General features: G+C 59.3%; 16 protein-coding genes. 8 read left to right on the top strand and 8 right to left on the bottom strand.

Annotation, left to right across the window (positions count from 1 at the left end; all coding sequences use genetic code 11):
- Genes B2589_RS10295 through B2589_RS10280 form a run of 4 tightly spaced genes read right to left on the bottom strand, consistent with a single transcriptional unit; the run spans window position 1 to window position 3,264 of the window.
- The gene (locus B2589_RS10295; RefSeq protein WP_286816524.1) at window positions 1–798 is read right to left on the bottom strand and encodes a ParA family protein; all 798 of its coding nucleotides are present in this window, start codon (window positions 796–798) and stop codon (window positions 1–3) included.
- 40 nt (window positions 799–838) lie between these two features.
- Entirely contained in the window at window positions 839–1,540 is a 702-nt protein-coding gene (gene hda, locus B2589_RS10290; RefSeq protein WP_058340625.1) for a DnaA regulatory inactivator Hda, read from the bottom strand.
- Entirely contained in the window at window positions 1,537–2,097 is a 561-nt protein-coding gene (locus B2589_RS10285) for a CDP-alcohol phosphatidyltransferase family protein (RefSeq protein WP_286816523.1), read from the bottom strand. Before B2589_RS10285 ends, hda begins: the two co-directional genes overlap by 4 nt.
- A gap of 21 nt (window positions 2,098–2,118) precedes the next feature.
- Window positions 2,119–3,264: a DUF2066 domain-containing protein gene (locus B2589_RS10280; protein ID WP_094625638.1), complete on the bottom strand. Its 1,146-nt coding sequence runs from the start codon at window positions 3,262–3,264 to the stop codon at window positions 2,119–2,121.
- Between the two features lie 192 nt (window positions 3,265–3,456).
- Here B2589_RS10280 and purM point away from each other — a divergent pair, with 192 nt between their 5' ends.
- The 3 genes from purM (at window position 3,457) to B2589_RS10265 (ending at window position 5,991) form a co-directional block, all read left to right on the top strand.
- The gene (gene purM, locus B2589_RS10275; protein WP_058340627.1) at window positions 3,457–4,521 is read left to right on the top strand and encodes a phosphoribosylformylglycinamidine cyclo-ligase; all 1,065 of its coding nucleotides are present in this window, start codon (window positions 3,457–3,459) and stop codon (window positions 4,519–4,521) included.
- Window positions 4,518–5,180 (top strand): phosphoribosylglycinamide formyltransferase, encoded by a 663-nt coding sequence (gene purN / locus B2589_RS10270; RefSeq protein ID WP_286816522.1) that lies wholly within the window; start codon window positions 4,518–4,520, stop codon window positions 5,178–5,180. The genes purM and purN overlap by 4 nt, the downstream gene beginning before the upstream one ends.
- A gap of 73 nt (window positions 5,181–5,253) precedes the next feature.
- On the top strand, window positions 5,254–5,991 hold the full coding sequence (locus B2589_RS10265) for a DUF3108 domain-containing protein (RefSeq protein ID WP_286816521.1): 738 nt from the start codon (window positions 5,254–5,256) through the stop codon (window positions 5,989–5,991).
- Here B2589_RS10265 and B2589_RS10260 read toward each other — a convergent pair.
- From B2589_RS10260 to apbC, 4 genes are all read right to left on the bottom strand, one after another.
- A complete protein-coding gene (locus B2589_RS10260) occupies window positions 5,982–7,265 on the bottom strand; it encodes a valine--pyruvate transaminase (protein WP_286816520.1) in 1,284 nt (427 codons plus the stop codon). The genes B2589_RS10265 and B2589_RS10260 overlap by 10 nt on opposite strands.
- 65 nt (window positions 7,266–7,330) lie before the next feature.
- Window positions 7,331–7,930: a YjaG family protein gene (locus B2589_RS10255; protein ID WP_286816519.1), complete on the bottom strand. Its 600-nt coding sequence runs from the start codon at window positions 7,928–7,930 to the stop codon at window positions 7,331–7,333.
- Complete coding sequence (dcd, locus tag B2589_RS10250; protein ID WP_022990087.1) at window positions 7,927–8,493, bottom strand: dCTP deaminase; 567 nt, start codon at window positions 8,491–8,493, stop codon at window positions 7,927–7,929. The genes B2589_RS10255 and dcd overlap by 4 nt, the downstream gene beginning before the upstream one ends.
- Window positions 8,494–8,835: 342 nt before the next feature.
- A complete protein-coding gene (gene apbC, locus B2589_RS10245; RefSeq protein WP_286816518.1) occupies window positions 8,836–9,936 on the bottom strand; it encodes an iron-sulfur cluster carrier protein ApbC in 1,101 nt (366 codons plus the stop codon).
- Between the two features lie 177 nt (window positions 9,937–10,113).
- On the opposite strand from apbC, the gene metG reads away from it, so the two are divergent.
- The 5 genes from metG to rsxD are packed head-to-tail and all read left to right on the top strand — an operon-like array spanning window position 10,114 to window position 16,287.
- Entirely contained in the window at window positions 10,114–12,150 is a 2,037-nt protein-coding gene (metG, locus tag B2589_RS10240; protein WP_286816517.1) for a methionine--tRNA ligase, read from the top strand.
- Between the two features lie 22 nt (window positions 12,151–12,172).
- Window positions 12,173–12,754: an electron transport complex subunit RsxA gene (gene rsxA, locus B2589_RS10235; RefSeq protein ID WP_022990084.1), complete on the top strand. Its 582-nt coding sequence runs from the start codon at window positions 12,173–12,175 to the stop codon at window positions 12,752–12,754.
- 15 nt (window positions 12,755–12,769) lie between these two features.
- The gene (gene rsxB, locus B2589_RS10230) at window positions 12,770–13,348 is read left to right on the top strand and encodes an electron transport complex subunit RsxB (RefSeq protein WP_199455874.1); all 579 of its coding nucleotides are present in this window, start codon (window positions 12,770–12,772) and stop codon (window positions 13,346–13,348) included.
- A complete protein-coding gene (gene rsxC, locus B2589_RS10225) occupies window positions 13,348–15,213 on the top strand; it encodes an electron transport complex subunit RsxC (RefSeq protein WP_286816516.1) in 1,866 nt (621 codons plus the stop codon). The genes rsxB and rsxC overlap by 1 nt, the downstream gene beginning before the upstream one ends.
- Window positions 15,214–15,234: 21 nt before the next feature.
- Window positions 15,235–16,287, top strand: coding sequence for an electron transport complex subunit RsxD (gene rsxD / locus B2589_RS10220; RefSeq protein ID WP_199455876.1), 1,053 nt, complete (start codon window positions 15,235–15,237; stop codon window positions 16,285–16,287).

Below are 16,287 nucleotides of genomic sequence, written 5' to 3'. Positions count from 1 at the left end.
TCAATCCTGAAGCGGTTCCAGCTCCACCGACTCCCCGTGCAGCACCCTGTAGAGGTCTTCGAACTGACGGGTCAGGCCGTGTTTCGGAGCCATATGAATGAGTGGCTGCCGGCTCTGGTGGGATTCTTTCATCTTCACCGAGCTGGAAAGCCTCACCGGCAATACCGGCAAACCTTCCTCCAGCAGCTCCTTAACCAGCTGTCTCGGCAAGCTGGCCCGGGGCTGGAACTGGTTGGCAATGATACCTTCAACCACCAGTTCTTCGTTATGATCTTCCTGCAACTCCCGGATTTCGTTGAGAATGTTATAAAGCGCCTGGCGGGAGAAATCGTCGCAATCAAACGGAATCAGGCAACGCTGGGCCGCAATCAGCGCCGAACGGGTATAGAAATTCAGGGCCGGGGCTGTGTCGATGTAGATTTCATCGAACGACTCGCTGAGTTTTTTCAGATACTCCCGCAACTTGTAGATCTTGTGCTTGGCTTCAAGCTTGCGCTCGAGAAAATCCAGTTCCGGACTGGACGGCAGCAAAAACAGGTTATCAAACGGCGTGGCATGCACAAACTCGTCCGGGCGCCGGTTGAACATGCTGAACGCCACGGTTTGCTCCATCAGGTCCGCCACGGTATCCCGCAGTTCAGATGCAGGCTTGCCGAGCAGGTAATGACTGGAGTTGCCCTGTGGGTCCAGGTCTACCACCAGCGTGCGCTTGCCCCGGGCCGCACTGATGGCCGCCAGGTTACAGGTGATGCTGGACTTGCCCACACCACCTTTCTGATTGAATACAACCCGTCTCATGTTGTCTCTCCAGTAAACACTTGTAGTTATTGATCTGTGACTACCAGCCCATCACGGTTTTAACAAAGGGGATGGTGAGCCGGCGCTGGGCCTGCAGCGAGTTCTCATCGAGAGAATCCAGGATGGCCAGCAGCTCGCCCAGCCTTCGGGGAGCCCGGCGCATGATGAAGCTGGCGACTTCGTCGGTCATCACCATGCCTCGCTGTTCCGCCCGGGCCACCAGGATGCGCATGCGGTCTTCATCCCGGTACACGCCCAGCTGCACCAGCAGGCCGTGGGCCAGCCGGGAACCGAGATCCGCCAGGCCAAAGGGTAACGAGGCGGGCACTTCCGACATCGACACCACTAACAAACCGCGGCGATCCAGGATCCGGTTATACAGATGGAACACCGCCTCTTCCCAGCGAGGATCGCCCGCCAGCTTGTCCAGGTCATCCAGACAGACTACATGACGGGTCTCTAACCCCGATAATGCATCCGGGCCAAATGGCAACAACTCTTCGATGCTGATACACACAGCACTCTGGCCAAGCTGCTCTACCCTGTGGCAGACCGCCTGTAACAGATGGCTTTTGCCGGTATCGGAATCGCCACAGATCACCATCACCGGCAGATCGTGGTTTTGCTCACACAGGGTTTCCAGCCTGCGGGCGGCATCGCGGTTACGGTCGCCGTGGAAATTGTCAAAGCGGGCATCGTCACGCAGCCGGACACCTAGGGCCATCTGGGAGGCAGTAGTCATGATCGCTCCATCCTTAAGGCCCGCAAACTCCATACAATCACATAGTGGCAGCCGCTGAAGATGGCAGAACCCGCCACCAGCCAGACGCCCGCATCAATCACCCAGGGCTGCATCGGCCAGCCCGCCAGCAGGATGATAATGGCCAGGGCCACCAGGATCTGCACCAGCGTGTTGATCTTGCCGGGCACACTCGGCGCCATTTCGAACCGGCCAATGCCGTAATGAAACGCCAATGCCCCGCCAACAATCGCAATATCCCGCGCCAGAACCAGCACAAACAGCCACACCGGCAGGATACCGGTGATGGTAAGCATCAGGTAGGTGGTAATCAGTAACGCCTTGTCGGCCAGGGGGTCAGCAATGGCCCCTACCCGCGTGCGCCAGTTGAAATAGCGGGCGAGAAAGCCATCAACGCCATCGCTGATGGCAGCCACGAGGAAAATCAGCAATGACAACCGGTAGTTGCCATCCAGCAGCGCACCTGCAAACGGAATGATCAACACCATCCGCATGAAAGTCAGGGCATTGGGAATCCAGCGCCACTGTGTTGATTTCACCCGGCTGCCTCCGTCAATTTATCAGCCGTCTTCACCACTGCTGACAACCGGGGACGGCTGCCAGCGATAGTTAAGCACCTGATAGAGGGATTCAAAGGCCTGTTCGGCATCCTGCTCATCGGCGGGCTGCGTCTGTTCGGACTCACCTTCAACCGGTACAAAGCGCGGATCAAGCGCAATGTACTCTTTAAGCTGCTCCAGCTCGCCGGTAAACGCAATCCGCGCGGTCAGCCGTTCGCCGCGAATGCGGGCAGCGCTCACCGAGACTACCGGTGTCAGGCCTTCAAGCACCTTGTTGATCCGCCCGTAGTCCGCCAGTGTGGATACTCCGTCGAACACCACATCCACCTTGGGCGAGTCCCCGATTTCACCGGCTGAAACCGCGTAGCGGCTGGCGTACTGTTCGGCCCAGTAATCGACCACGGCCTGGGCCAGGTCATCCGGATTACCGGCAGATACCGAACGCTCGGCAGCGTCCATACCCATGCCGTCCACAACCCAGCCGGCGCGCCACTGGCCGCCGGAGCGGCTCACCCGGACCAGGGCAAGGACGTCATAGGAGACATCTTCAGATGCCTTCTGGATGCGCCCGATAAATTGCCCCCAAAGATCAGACAGCAACGCCCGGTCACTGCCCTGGTTCTCGGACGGAAATTCGATCGGCAAGCCCCGGACACCAGCCGCCTGCCGGAACGCATCACGCCACTCGGCACCGGCGCCGGAGCGGGTCAGCAAACTGCGACTACCGCGATCCTCTACCGCCACCCAGGCGAGGGTCAGTGGGCGGTTAGCACCCCAGACCGGCGCACCAATCGAGGCCAGGGCCCGGTTAACGCCAACTGCACCAAAACTCATCCGCAGCCGTGACTGGCCAGCCTCGCTGCCAACCTGGTAGGCCTGCAACAGGCTTTCCGCCTCGGACAACACCTGATCAATGCCTTCTCGCTGCAATACATCCCGACTGCCGGACACCCGCACCATTACCTGGCGCAGACCATCGGCATAGCCCTGCTGCAACGCGGCGGCAGAACCGCCCTGCACCGGAACGTCGGCGTTGTACAGCCCGGATACAGAGACTGCCGCGGCCGGAGTGGCCAGGGCCAGCAATGCAGACAATACTGGCCAAAGCAGCCAAGGCCTGGAATTTTTCCGTCGTGATTCAGTCATGTAACACCCTGCCGTTCCCATGAATGGCGCACAGGATACACCATCACCTTTGACTAGAGTAGCAAGAGCCCCTGTTGCAGGTTCGCAATAAAGGCAGGCAATTCCCGAGACTAAGCGGGAATTCCATTTGGAGCCCCCGTGCGCACCTGTTAAAATCCGCCGCTTGACCCACAGGCCAACGGTTAACATTCCATGAGCGAACAGAAGCCCTCCCTTACCTATCGTGACGCCGGCGTTGATATCGATGCCGGCAACGAACTGGTCAACCGCATCAAGAATACCGCAGCCAGGACTCGTCGTCCTGAAGTGCTCGGCGGTCTTGGCGGTTTTGGTGCGATGGTATCCATCCCGGCAGGTTACAAGGAGCCGGTACTGGTATCCGGCACCGATGGCGTGGGCACCAAGCTTCGCCTTGCCATGCAGCTGCAAAAGCACGACAGCATCGGTATCGACCTGGTGGCGATGTGCGTGAACGACCTGGTCGTTGGCGGTGCCGAGCCCCTGTTCTTCCTGGATTACTACGCCACCGGCAAGCTGAATGTCGACATTGCAGCCCAGGTAGTAGAAGGCATCGGTAAAGGCTGCGAGCTTTCCGGCTGTGCCCTGGTCGGCGGTGAAACTGCCGAAATGCCGGGCATGTACGAAGGCGACGACTACGACCTGGCCGGCTTCTGCGTAGGCGTGGCCGAGCGCAGCGACATCATCGACGGCAGCCGTGTACAGCCAGGCGATGTGCTGCTGGCCCTGGGCTCCTCCGGCCCGCATTCCAACGGCTACTCGCTGATCCGCAAGATCATCGAAGTCAGCAACGCGGACCTCAGCCAGCCCATGGGTGACAGCACCCTGGCCGATGCGCTGATGGCCCCGACCCGCATTTACGTGAAAAACCTGCTGCAACTGATCCGCGAAGTCGATGTGCGCGCACTGTGCCACATCACCGGTGGCGGCCTGCCGGAAAACATTCCCCGGGTACTGCCGGCGGGCACCGTTGCCGCCATCGATACCCATAGCTGGGAACTGCCCCCGGTCTTCCAGTGGCTGCAGGACGCAGGCGGCGTGGCCGCTGAAGAAATGTACCGCACCTTCAACTGTGGTATTGGCATGATCGTGTGTGTACCGGCTGACCAGAAAGACCTGGCCATCGATACCCTCAATGCCATGGGCGAGAAAGTCTGGCAGGTTGGCGTTATGGAAGCCGCCGATGCCAGTGATGCCGAGCCGAAGGTGCGCTACGCACCGGAGCTGCTGAAGGCATGATGGCAGACCCAGCACCGCTACCGACCATTGTTGTTCTGGCTTCGGGCAGCGGCACCAACCTTCAGGCCCTGATAGACGCCAGCCGTGAACGGGATTTCCCCGGCGAAATCCTCGCCGTTGGCTGCAACCGCCCCGGTGCCTTCGCGCTGGAGCGGGCAGCCCAGGCAAACATCAAAACCTTCGTTGTGGACCATAAGAAGTATGGTTCCCGCGAAGAGTTTGATGGCGCCCTGATGGCCGAGCTGCGTCGACTGAACCCGGACGTGATCGTACTGGCCGGTTTCATGCGCATTCTGACCGCCGACTTTGTGCGGGCATTCCGGGGCCGGATGCTGAACATCCACCCTTCCCTGCTGCCAGCCTATACCGGCCTGAACACCCACCAGCGGGTGCTCGATGCCGGCGACAAGGTACACGGCGTATCCATTCACTTCGTTACCGAAGAACTCGATGGAGGCCCGGTAATCGCACAGGCCGAAGTCGCGGTTCAATCGGACGACGATGCAGAATCACTGGCCGAGCGGGTACAGCAGCAGGAACATGTGCTTTACCCCATTGTGGTGCGCTGGTTCTGCGAAGGCCGCATTCAGCTGACCGCCGACGGCGTCCAGTTTGACGGCAAACTTCTGAAACACCCCATGCGGCTGACAGCCAGCTGAACAGATTGTCATCCTCCTGAGCACCGGGAGCAGCTAGACTGTCGCAAGCATAGACAGAGAAAGAGGCAACCGGATGCAAAGAAACTCAGCTGTCACCAGAACTTCCGCCCTGCTGGCCGGGCTTTTGTCCGGCCTGTTTGCGCTATCCGCCAGCGCTGCCGACGCCAACCCTGAGCTTACCCCGTACGAAGCCAGCTACACCGCTTCCATGTCGAAGGGTGTCAGCCTGAGCGGCGAAGGCGTGCGCACGCTGACCGACCAGGGCAACAACGTCTGGCTGTACCGCACAGACGTTGACTCCTTCATTGCCGATATCGACGAATCACTGATCTTCAAGTGGCAGGACGGCCAGGTCATTCCCCTGCGCTATCGCTACCGGTTGTCAGGATTTCTGATTAAAGATCGCGAACAGGCCATCGATTTCGACTGGCAGAAAGGTATGGCCAGGGGCTCTTACCGGGGCGAGTCGTTCAACGTTGAGCTGAGGGAAGGCACCCTGGACCCGCTGGGCTACCAGCTGCAGCTGCACCAGGACCTGAAAGCAGGCAAACGGGACGTCACCTACCATGTGCTCGACAAGGGTGACTACGATGAAGACCGGTTCTCGGTGATTGATGAAGACAGCCTGAGCGATCGGGGCCGCACCATGAACACCCTGAAAGCGGAAAAGGTTCGCGGCGAGAATGCCCGGCGCCAGACCCTGATGTGGTTTGATCCGGCCCAGGACTACCTGCTGGTCCGGCTGCTACAGGTAGAGCCGGACGGCAGCGAATATGAACTGAAACTCAGAGATGCCCGGGTTCAGGACTGACCGGCCCGGCCGAACTCCCGCCATACCGCTTTGACCTCATCCGCGATGATGCGCAGGCCTTCCGCCACCTGCGCATCATCCTGGGAGTAGGTAACCCGCAAGCATTCGTGACGATGCTTCCAGTCGTCATCCGGCAGGCCCGGGAAGAAATAGTGCCCGGACACCACCAGCACACCCCGCTCTTTCAGGCGCTGATACAGCTCCAGGCTGGAAATCGGCAAATCCGGAAACCATAGCCACAGGAACATGGCACCTTCCGGTTTGTGGATGTACCAACGGCAGCTGTCTTCGCCCATAGCGTCACGGAACGCTGCCACGGCCTTTTCCATTTTCGCCTTATAGAAGGGGCACACCACATCCCGGCTAAGGGACAGGATTTCGCCAGAACGCACCAGTGGCTCCGCCAGCATGGCGCCAAAGCTGCCAGTGGCCAGGTTCATGATGGCATTGATGCCGGACAACGCCTTGATGATGGGCTCTGCGGCAATCACGATACCGGTGCGGGCAGCCGGCAAGCCGAGCTTGGACAGGCTCAGGCACAGAATAATCTGCTCGTTCCAGGTGGGCTGCGCATCCACAAACAGCAAGCTCGGGAACGGCGTACCGTAGGCGCCATCGACAATCAGCGGAATACCCTGCTGCCGGGCCATTTCTTCAAGCCGGGCCAGCTCTTCATCGGTGATGACATTACCAGTGGGATTGGTGGGCCGGGAGATACAGATCGCACCAGTTTCACCCGTAACCTCCACCGCATCAAAATCCACCCGGTATTTGAATTCGTGGGCATCGGTAAATGAAATGTCCGGCTGCACGGCCCGGAACAAGTCTGCATCAATGCCCGCATCGGCATAGCCGATGTATTCCGGCGCCAGTGGCAGCAGGATGTGCTTGCGCTGGCCCTCGCCATATTCACCGCCAAACATGTTGAACAACATGAAGAAGGCGGCCTGGCTGCCGTTGGTCAGGGCGATGTTTTCCGGCTTCAGGCCCCAGTTGTATTCCTTGTTCAGCAACTCCGCCAGCGAGGCAATGAACTGCTTCTCACCCTGAGGGGGATCGTAGATACCCACCAGCCGGCGCACCTGCTCTTCGTCTGCCGCCATACCCGCCAGGATTTCCTGCACCCGCTCCTGAATCTCCGGAATGTGCCCGGGATTACCACCACCCATCATGATCATTCCCTCGCCGGAGGCCATGGCATTGCCAAGGTCATCCATCAGGGAAGTGATACCGGCGTCGGCGGTAAATTTACGACCAAAAGCAGAGAGTTTCATGGCAGTTATCCGTTCAACAGGCAATTCAACAGGTAGCTAACAAGTTTAATCTGAGCCGGAACGGCTCAGCTATCGAGGGAAATACCGAGATTGCTGACGCCGTCGTTGGCGGCCTCGGCCTTGAGTTCGGCAATGAAGTCTTCCCGGGGCGTGCGCTGGCGCTTGAGGGCGAGCACGGTGTCACGCTGGAACAGCTTATCTTCTTTGAGCAGGGGATGGTGCTCGAACATGCGGATCAGTTCATCGTCATCCATGCCCTCACCTTCGGACATTTCGACGAAGTCCATCACGGTCTTGGTGGCCAGCTGCGATGCTTCGGTTGCCCGATGCTTGTTGGGGTTCAGGCGGTTGAGCAGGGCCTGCTCCAGCAACTGGCAGAAGTCGAAGGCCGGGTATACGCCGTAGGCATCGTGCTCGTCGACATTCGGGCTCAGGGTTTCAAGCTTGCTCAGCAGCTGGGGGATGGCCGCTTCGGAGGCGTCTTTTTGCAGCATGCCCCAGGCAAGGTCGAGCAGCTGGCGCATTTTACCGCCGCTTTTCATGCCGACTGCGTCTGCAAACAGTGCGTAGTTAGGGAAGGCCCGTTCGGCCAGGGTCAGCAGGAAGGCGCATTCGCGCCAGCCCTGCAGTTGTGAGACGGCTTTAAGAAACTGGTTGGCGTTCATGTCCTGGGCAGGGTCACGCCGGTCTGGCCAAGGTACTTGCCGCCGCGGTCTTTGTAGCTGGTTTCACAGATTTCGTCGGATTCGAAGAACAGCATCTGGGCCACACCTTCGTTGGCGTAGATTTTCGCCGGCAGGTTGGTGGTGTTGGAAAATTCGAGGGTTACCTGGCCTTCCCACTCCGGCTCCAGCGGGGTGACGTTCACGATGATGCCGCAGCGGGCATAGGTGCTTTTGCCAAGGCAGATAGTGAGCACACTTCTGGGGATGCGGAAGTATTCTACGGTGCGCGCCAGGGCGAAGCTGTTCGGGGGGATGATGCAGACGTCGCCGGTGTAGTTGACGAAGCTGTTTTCATCGAAGTTTTTGGGGTCTACGGTGGCGCTGTGGACGTTGGTGAAGATTTTGAATTCGTTGCTGCAACGTACGTCGTAGCCGTAGCTTGAGGTGCCGTAGGAGATGACGCGGCCTTTTTCGTTTTCCCGAACTTGTCCGGCTTCGAAGGGTTCGATCATGCCGTGTTGTTCGGACATCCGGCGGATCCACTTGTCGGATTTGATGCTCATGGGTGAATTCTCGTTTCCAGCTGGGAAAAATTGGGGCGTAGTTTACCTTGTCCCTTGATGGCTGTCGAAGGCTTGGCGCTCGCGATCCTTGTAGCCTGCTAGTTTGGAGTCTGAGGAAGTGAGGGGCGCTTTCCAAAAACCGCTACGAGCACCCGCAAGCGGGTCCAGCCAGCAATCACAGATTGCTGTCGTTCGGCTGCGCATGAAGCTCCGCTTCATAAACGCTTGCCTCACCCCTGTGCGCTTCTCTCCGGCCATCCATGGCCTCCGACATTTTTGGACAGAAGGGCCTGATGCCGCGAACAGACTACGGAGCTGGAGTCCCTCTATACCTGATTCTGGTCAATGCTCCGTTACAGAAACACTGGAAATCGTCCCACCAAGATTGCGCTCCCGGGTAGACAGCTCAGCACCCACCCTTCTCGCAATATCCAGATATCTTCTGGCCACTTCGGAATCCGGCTCAGCAACAACCGTGGGTGAGCCGCTGTCGGTCTGTTCCCGGATAGTCATGTGCAAGGGTAGCTGGCCCAGTAAGACGGTTTCGTATTCCTCTGCGATGCGTTCGCCGCCGCCGTGGCCGAAGAGGGGTTCTTCGTGGCCGCAGTTGGAGCAGATGTGAACGCTCATGTTTTCGACGACGCCGATCACCGGGATGTCGACTTTGCGGAACATTTCGATGCCTTTTTTGCCGTCCAGCAGGGCGATGTCTTGCGGGGTGGTGACGATGACGGCGCCGGTTACCGGGACTTTCTGGCCGAGGGTGAGCTGGATGTCGCCAGTGCCGGGGGGCATGTCGACGATGAGGTAGTCGAGTTCATCCCACAGGGTTTGCTGGAGCAGTTGCATAACGGCGCCGCTGACCATGGGGCCGCGCCAGGCCATGGGGGTTTTGTCGGTGGTGACGAAGGCCATGGAGTTGGCTTGCAAGCCGTGAGCTTGCATGGGCACGAAGTATTTGTTTTCGCGTACGTCCGGGCGCTGGCCTTCGGGGACGCCGAGCATCATGCCGATGCTGGGGCCGTAGATGTCGGCGTCAAGGATGCCGACTCGGGCACCTTCGGCTTGCAGGGCCAGGGCGAGGTTGACGGCGGTGGTGGATTTGCCCACGCCGCCCTTGCCGGAGGCTACCGCGATGATGTTTCTCACGCCCGGTACGGCCGGGAGGTCTTTGTTGATTTTGCAGGCGTGGATTTTCTGGCCCACGTGGACTTCGGCGCTTTCAACGCCGGCGACAAATTCCAGGGCATTGGCGACGATCTGTTTCAGGCCGCCGGCGATGCCTTTTGAAGGGTATGGCAACTCGACCATCAGGGTGACTTTGCCCTGTTCGTCTGCGCTCAGGCTTTTTACCGCGCCCAGTTCGTAGAGGTCTTTGTTCAGGTACGGGTCCCGGTATTCTTTTACGGCGGCCTCAAGGGCCTGTTGGGATATCTGGGTCATCGGGGTCTCCGGAATAAGCACATAAGCTTGATTGCAGGTGAAAAATGATGGCTTGGAAGGTATCATCTGTGGCCGTTTCTGACCATACGGGGTCTTCACCTGGAGCAAGCGGTTGCCGATGCTCCTGAGCCCTGTTTGTCTTTCCAACCCGTATCAACATAAGGTTCGGACATCACCATGACGCAAGCGAGCAAGCAACAGCGCGATATTCTGGTTACCAGCGCCCTGCCCTACGCCAACGGGCCCATTCATCTGGGGCACCTGCTGGAATACATTCAGACCGACATCTGGGTGCGCTACCAGAACATGCGGGGCCACAACTGCTACTACGTTTGCGCCGACGATGCCCACGGTACCGCCATCATGCTGCGGGCCGAGCGTGAGGGCATTACCCCCGAAGAGCTGATTGACCGGATTCGCCAGGAGCATCAGGAAGATTTTGCCGGCTTCCACATCCGCTTCGACAATTACTACTCCACGCACTCGGAGGAGAACCAGTATTTCTCCGAGTACATTTACCGCCAGATCCAGGAAAACGGGAATATTGCGACCCGCAAGATTACCCAGTTTTTCGATCCTGAAAAGGAAATGTTCCTGGCGGACCGGTTCATCAAGGGCACCTGCCCCAAGTGCAAGACAGATGACCAGTATGGCGATAACTGTGAAGCCTGTGGTGCCACCTATACCCCGGCGGAGCTAATCAACCCGCGCTCTGCAGTCTCCGGCGCCACGCCGGTGGAGAAAGAATCCGAGCACTATTTCTTCAAGCTGCCGGAGTTCCACGACTTCCTGAGCAAGTGGACCCGCAGTGGTGCCCTGCAGCCGCAGGTGGCCAACAAGCTGGCCGAGTGGCTGGATGCCGGCCTGCAGGAGTGGGACATCAGCCGTGATGCGCCTTATTTCGGCTTCGAGATTCCCGATGCCCCGGGCAAGTATTTCTATGTCTGGCTGGACGCGCCTATCGGTTACCTCGCCAGTTTCAAGAATCTGTGTAACCGCGAAGGCATCGATTTCGAGCATTTCTGGAAGAAAGATTCCACCGCCGAGGTGTACCACTTCATCGGCAAGGACATCATCAACTTCCACGCCCTGTTCTGGCCATCCATGCTGCACGATGCCGGTTTCCGTACCCCGACCGCGGTCTGGGCCCACGGCTTCGTGACGGTGAACGGCAAGAAGATGTCCAAGTCCCGCGGTACCTTCATCATGGCCCGCACCTACCTGGATCACCTGGATCCGGAGTACCTGCGTTACTACTTTGCCGCCAAGCTGACCGGTGGCGTTGATGACATGGACCTGAACCTGGAAGACTTTGCCGCACGGGTGAATTCGGACCTGGTGGGCAAGGTGGTCAACATCGCCAGCCGCAGCGCCGGTTTCATTACCAAGCGCTTTGACGGCAAGCTGGGCAAGGTCACCGAGCAGGACAAACTGAAAGAGTTTATCGATGCCGGTGAGCAGATCGCCGAGTTCTACGAAGCCCGCGAATTCGGCCGCGCCATGCGCCGGATCATGGAGCTGGCAGACATTGCGAACCAGTATGTGAACGATGAGCAGCCCTGGGTGATTGCCAAGCAGGAAGGCCAGGACGACAACCTGCAGGCCATCTGCACCAACGCCCTGAACATGTTCCGCCTGCTGATGACTTACCTGGCACCGGTGCTGCCGAAGACCGCCGATGCCGCGCAGTCGTTCCTGAACTCCCGCCTGGACTGGAACAACCGCGCCGCCCTGCTGGAAAATCACGGCATCGACAAGTTCAAGCCGCTGATGAACCGGGTGGATATGGCGCAGATCGAGAAAATGCTGGACGCTTCGAAAGAAGAAATGCCGGCAGCCGTCGGTCAGCCCTCAGCGGCGCCGGCCGCAGACCTGGAACCTGTGGCTGAGGAAATCGAATTCCCCGACTTTGCCAAGGTGGACCTGCGGGTCGCCAAGATCGTCAAAGCCGAGCATGTGGAAGGCGCAGACAAGCTTCTTCGCCTGACACTTGATATAGGCCATGGCGAACGCAACGTGTTTGCTGGTATCAAGTCCGCCTACAAACCGGAAGATCTGGAAGGCCGTATGACCGTGATGGTGGCCAACCTGAAACCCCGGAAAATGAAGTTCGGCATGTCTGAAGGTATGGTTCTGGCCGCAGGCCCGGGTGGCAAAGAGATTTTCATCCTGTCTCCGGATTCCGGCGCCACACCCGGCATGCGGGTAATGTAAGCAGCAAGGCTGAGACGCTCCGATGACAGAGTATTTGCTGATACTGGTCAGCACCATTCTGGTGAACAACTTCGTGCTGGTGCAGTTTCTGGGACTGTGCCCCTTCATGGGGGTTTCCGGGAAACTGGAAACCGCCATGGGTATGTCGCTGGCGACCACGTTTGTGCTGACTCTGTCGTCGGTGTGCAGCTATCTGGCCTATACCTATCTGCTGGCACCGCTGGACCTGGCTTTCCTGAAAACCATCACCTTCATCCTGGTAATTGCGGTGGTGGTTCAGTTTACCGAAATGGTGGTGCGCAAAACCAGCCCCTTGCTGTACCGGGTACTCGGTATTTTTCTGCCGCTGATTACCACCAACTGCGCGGTTCTGGGCGTGGCCCTGCTTAACCTGAATAAAAACAACAACTTCGTTGAATCCGTGCTGTACGGCTTTGGCGCAGCGGCCGGTTTCTCCCTGGTGCTGGTGCTGTTTGCGGCCATGCGCGAGCGGATTGCCGTGTCTGATGTACCGGTTGCCTTTCGTGGCGCCGCCATTGGTATGATTACCGCAGGTCTCATGTCGCTGGCGTTTCTGGGCTTTACCGGCCTGGTTACGGTCTGACGGAGCAGTTGTTTTATGTGGACAAGCTTTCTGATTGCCGTTGTGGTTCTGCTGGCACTGGCGCTGGTCTTTGGCGGGTTGCTGGGGTTTGCCGCTGAGCGGTTCAGGGTTGAAGGCAATCCGCTGGTAGACCAGATCGATTCACTGTTGCCGCAGACCCAGTGCGGCCAGTGCGGCTTCCCCGGCTGCCGCCCCTACGCCGAAGCTATCGCCCAAGGCGAAGCCATCAACAAGTGCCCGCCAGGCGGCGAAAGCACCATCAAGGCCATGGCAGAACTGCTGGACGTAGAACCCCAGCCCCTGGACGCCGAACACGGCGTTGAACAGGCCAAGCGTGTCGCAGTCATTCGTGAAGATGAATGCATCGGCTGTACCAAGTGTATTCAGGCCTGCCCGGTAGACGCCATCCTCGGCGCCGCCAAGCATATGCACACCGTCATCGAAAGCGAATGCACCGGCTGCGACCTGTGCGTAGAGCCCTGCCCCGTTGACTGCATCGACATGGTCACCCTGGAACCGAATATCCGCACCTGGACCTGGACACCACCGAAACCCAACCTGATTGCCACGGACCGCCAGGGAGCCAGCACCTGATGACTCAGCTGTGGAATTTCGCCGGTGGCATTCATCCGCCGGAAAACAAGCACCAGTCCACCACTCGCTCCATTCAGCAAGCAGGCATTCCTGAGCGACTGGTTCTGCCCCTGCAGCAGCACATTGGGGAGCCTGCAGAAGTGGTCGTCAACGTTGGCGACCAGGTACTCAAAGGCCAGGTTGTGGCCGATGTTACTTCAGGAATGGGCGTGCCGGTACACGCCCCTACCTCCGGCACCATTGAAGCTGTCGAGCAGCTGCCGGTGCCGCACCCATCTGGCATGTCCGACTGGTGCGTGGTTCTGAAGCCTGATGGCGAAGACCGGTGGACAGAGCTGTCCCCGATTTCCGACTACAAACTGATGGACCGGGAACAGGTTCTGCAGATCATCCGGAATGCCGGCATTGCCGGTATGGGTGGCGCAGGCTTCCCCACCGATATCAAGCTGCGTCCGCCAAGGGACCGCAAGGTTGAAACCCTGATCCTGAACGGTGCCGAATGCGAGCCCTACATCACCGCCGACGACATGACCATGCGCGAGCATGCCGCCGAAGTGGTGTCCGGCATGCAGGTAATGGCCTGGATTCTTCGCCCTGCCCGCTGCGTGATCGGCATTGAAGACAACAAACCTGAAGCCATTGCCGCCATGCAGGCAGCGGTTCAGGGCACCCAGATCGAGATTGCGGTGATCCCCACCAAGTATCCTTCCGGTGGTGAAAAGCAACTGATCGAAATCCTGACTGGCCTGGAAGTGCCCAGTGGCGGCATTCCTGCAGATGTCGGCGTGATGTGCCAGAACATCGGTACCTCGCTGGCTGTCTCCAGGGCGGTTTTTGAAGGCAAACCCCTGATTTCCCGCGTGGTCACCCTGACCGGTGAAGCACTGCAACAGCCCGGCAACGTAGAAGCACTGATCGGCACCCCAATAAGTTATCTGCTGGCACAGGCCGGGCTGCGGCCGGAACAGCTCAACCGCCTGGTGCTGGGCGGGCCCATGATGGGCTATACCCTGCACTCAGATGACGTGCCGGTAGTAAAAACATCCAACTGCGTGATTGCAGCAACTGCCGGGGAACTTCCAGCTCCACCTCCGGAACAGCCTTGTATCCGCTGCGGCCAGTGTGCGCTTGCCTGCCCCATGGAGTTGTTGCCACAACAACTGTTCTGGCACGCCAAGGCCGCCGAGTTCGAGAAAGCCGAGCACCTGAACCTGTTCGATTGTATCGAGTGCGGCGCCTGCTCCTACGTGTGCCCTAGCTCAATCCCGCTGGTGCAGTATTACCGGTACGCCAAGGGCGAAATCCGCCAGCAGCGTGCAGAGCAGCTGAAATCCGACCATGCCCGGGAACGTTTCGAAGCCCGCCAGGCCCGCCTTGAGCGGGAGCAGCAAGAGAAGGAACAGCGCCGTAAGGAACGGGCCAAGGCCGCTGCAGAAGCCCAGGCAAAGAAACAGGCTGAAGCAGAACAGGCGGCACAGCAGGGCGAAGCCGTGGACGACCGTGCCGCCAAGGCCGCCCTGGTCCAGCAGGCGCTGGAGCGGAAAAAGGCCAAGGCCGCCAAAACCGCAGAAGCGGCTGCAGCTACGCCTGCACCCTCTCAAGAGACTGCATCACCCGACACTACAGGGGAAGAGCAGGCGCTGCCGGATATCGAGGCACTGGAGAAGCAGCTTATGCAGGCTCAGGGCAAACTCGACACCATGCAAGGCATGCTGGAAGAAGCCCGGGCCCAGCAGGCCGACAACGTGGACAAACTGGAGCGGGCCGTGGCCAAGAACCACGACCGGGTACAGCGAGCCGAACAGGCCCTGGCTGATGCCCGAAACGTTCTCGCTGAGCAAACCGGCTCCGCCGCATCCGAATAACCCATTGCAGGCTTATTGTTCATGGCATTAGTTCAACAGTCGTCACCCCATGCCCACAACGCCCGCCCCACGTCACGGGTCATGCTCTGGGTCATTCTTGCCGCCCTGCCCGGCCTGCTGGCCCAGACCCTGTTTTTCGGCTGGGGTAACCTGATCAATGTGGTGTGGTGTATCGCACTGGCACTGGCGGCCGAAGCCGCCATTCTGAAACTCCGCGGTAAGCCGGTGGTGTTTTTCCTGAAAGACAATACCGCGGCGGTAACCGGCTTGCTGCTGGGCCTGTCCCTGCCGCAGTTTGCTCCCTGGTGGGTCTCCGGCATTGCGGTGATTACCGCCATCGTGGTGGCCAAGCAGCTATACGGCGGGCTCGGCTCCAACCCGTTCAATCCGGCCATGGTCGGCTATGCCCTGGTACTTATTTCCTTCCCGGTGGCCATGACCACCAACTGGGCACAGGCGGCGACCCTTTGGGGCAATGCTCCCGGATTCGGCGAAACACTCAGCACCATTTTCTCCGCCAGTCAGACAACGGTCGACGGCTGGACCATGGCTACCCCACTGGATGAGTACAAGCACAAGATTGCCAGCCACACCGCCGCTGAAGTGCTGCAGCACCCGACATTCGGCGAGCAGATAGCCGCAGGCTGGGAATGGGTCAACCTGGCCTTCCTGGCCGGTGGCCTGCTGCTGATCGGCCTGAAAATCATCACCTGGCATATTCCCGTGGCGTTTCTGGCGGGTATCGCCCTGATGAGCCTGGCCTTTGGCAGCAACCCGGACCAATACGCGCCCCTGCAACTGCACCTGCTGGCCGGCGGCACCATGCTGGGTGCCTTCTTTATCGCGACCGACCCGGTTTCGGCGGCAACCAGCCACCAGGGCAAGCTGATTTATGGCGCCGGCATCGGGGTGCTCATCTACCTGATTCGCAGTTGGGGTAACTACCCGGACGCCGTCGCCTTCAGCGTACTGCTGATGAATTTTGCCGTTCCGTTTATCGATCATTACACGCCGCCCAGAACCTACGGCCACCACAAGCCCCGGCGCGGCCTGCCGGGCAGGAACGGAGGCTGA

Source organism: Marinobacter sp. UBA3607, assembly GCF_002375525.1.
Taxonomy (GTDB): domain Bacteria; phylum Pseudomonadota; class Gammaproteobacteria; order Pseudomonadales; family Oleiphilaceae; genus Marinobacter; species Marinobacter vinifirmus.
Note: the sequence above shows the minus strand (reverse complement) of the source record. Positions and strands in the feature narration are given on the sequence as shown.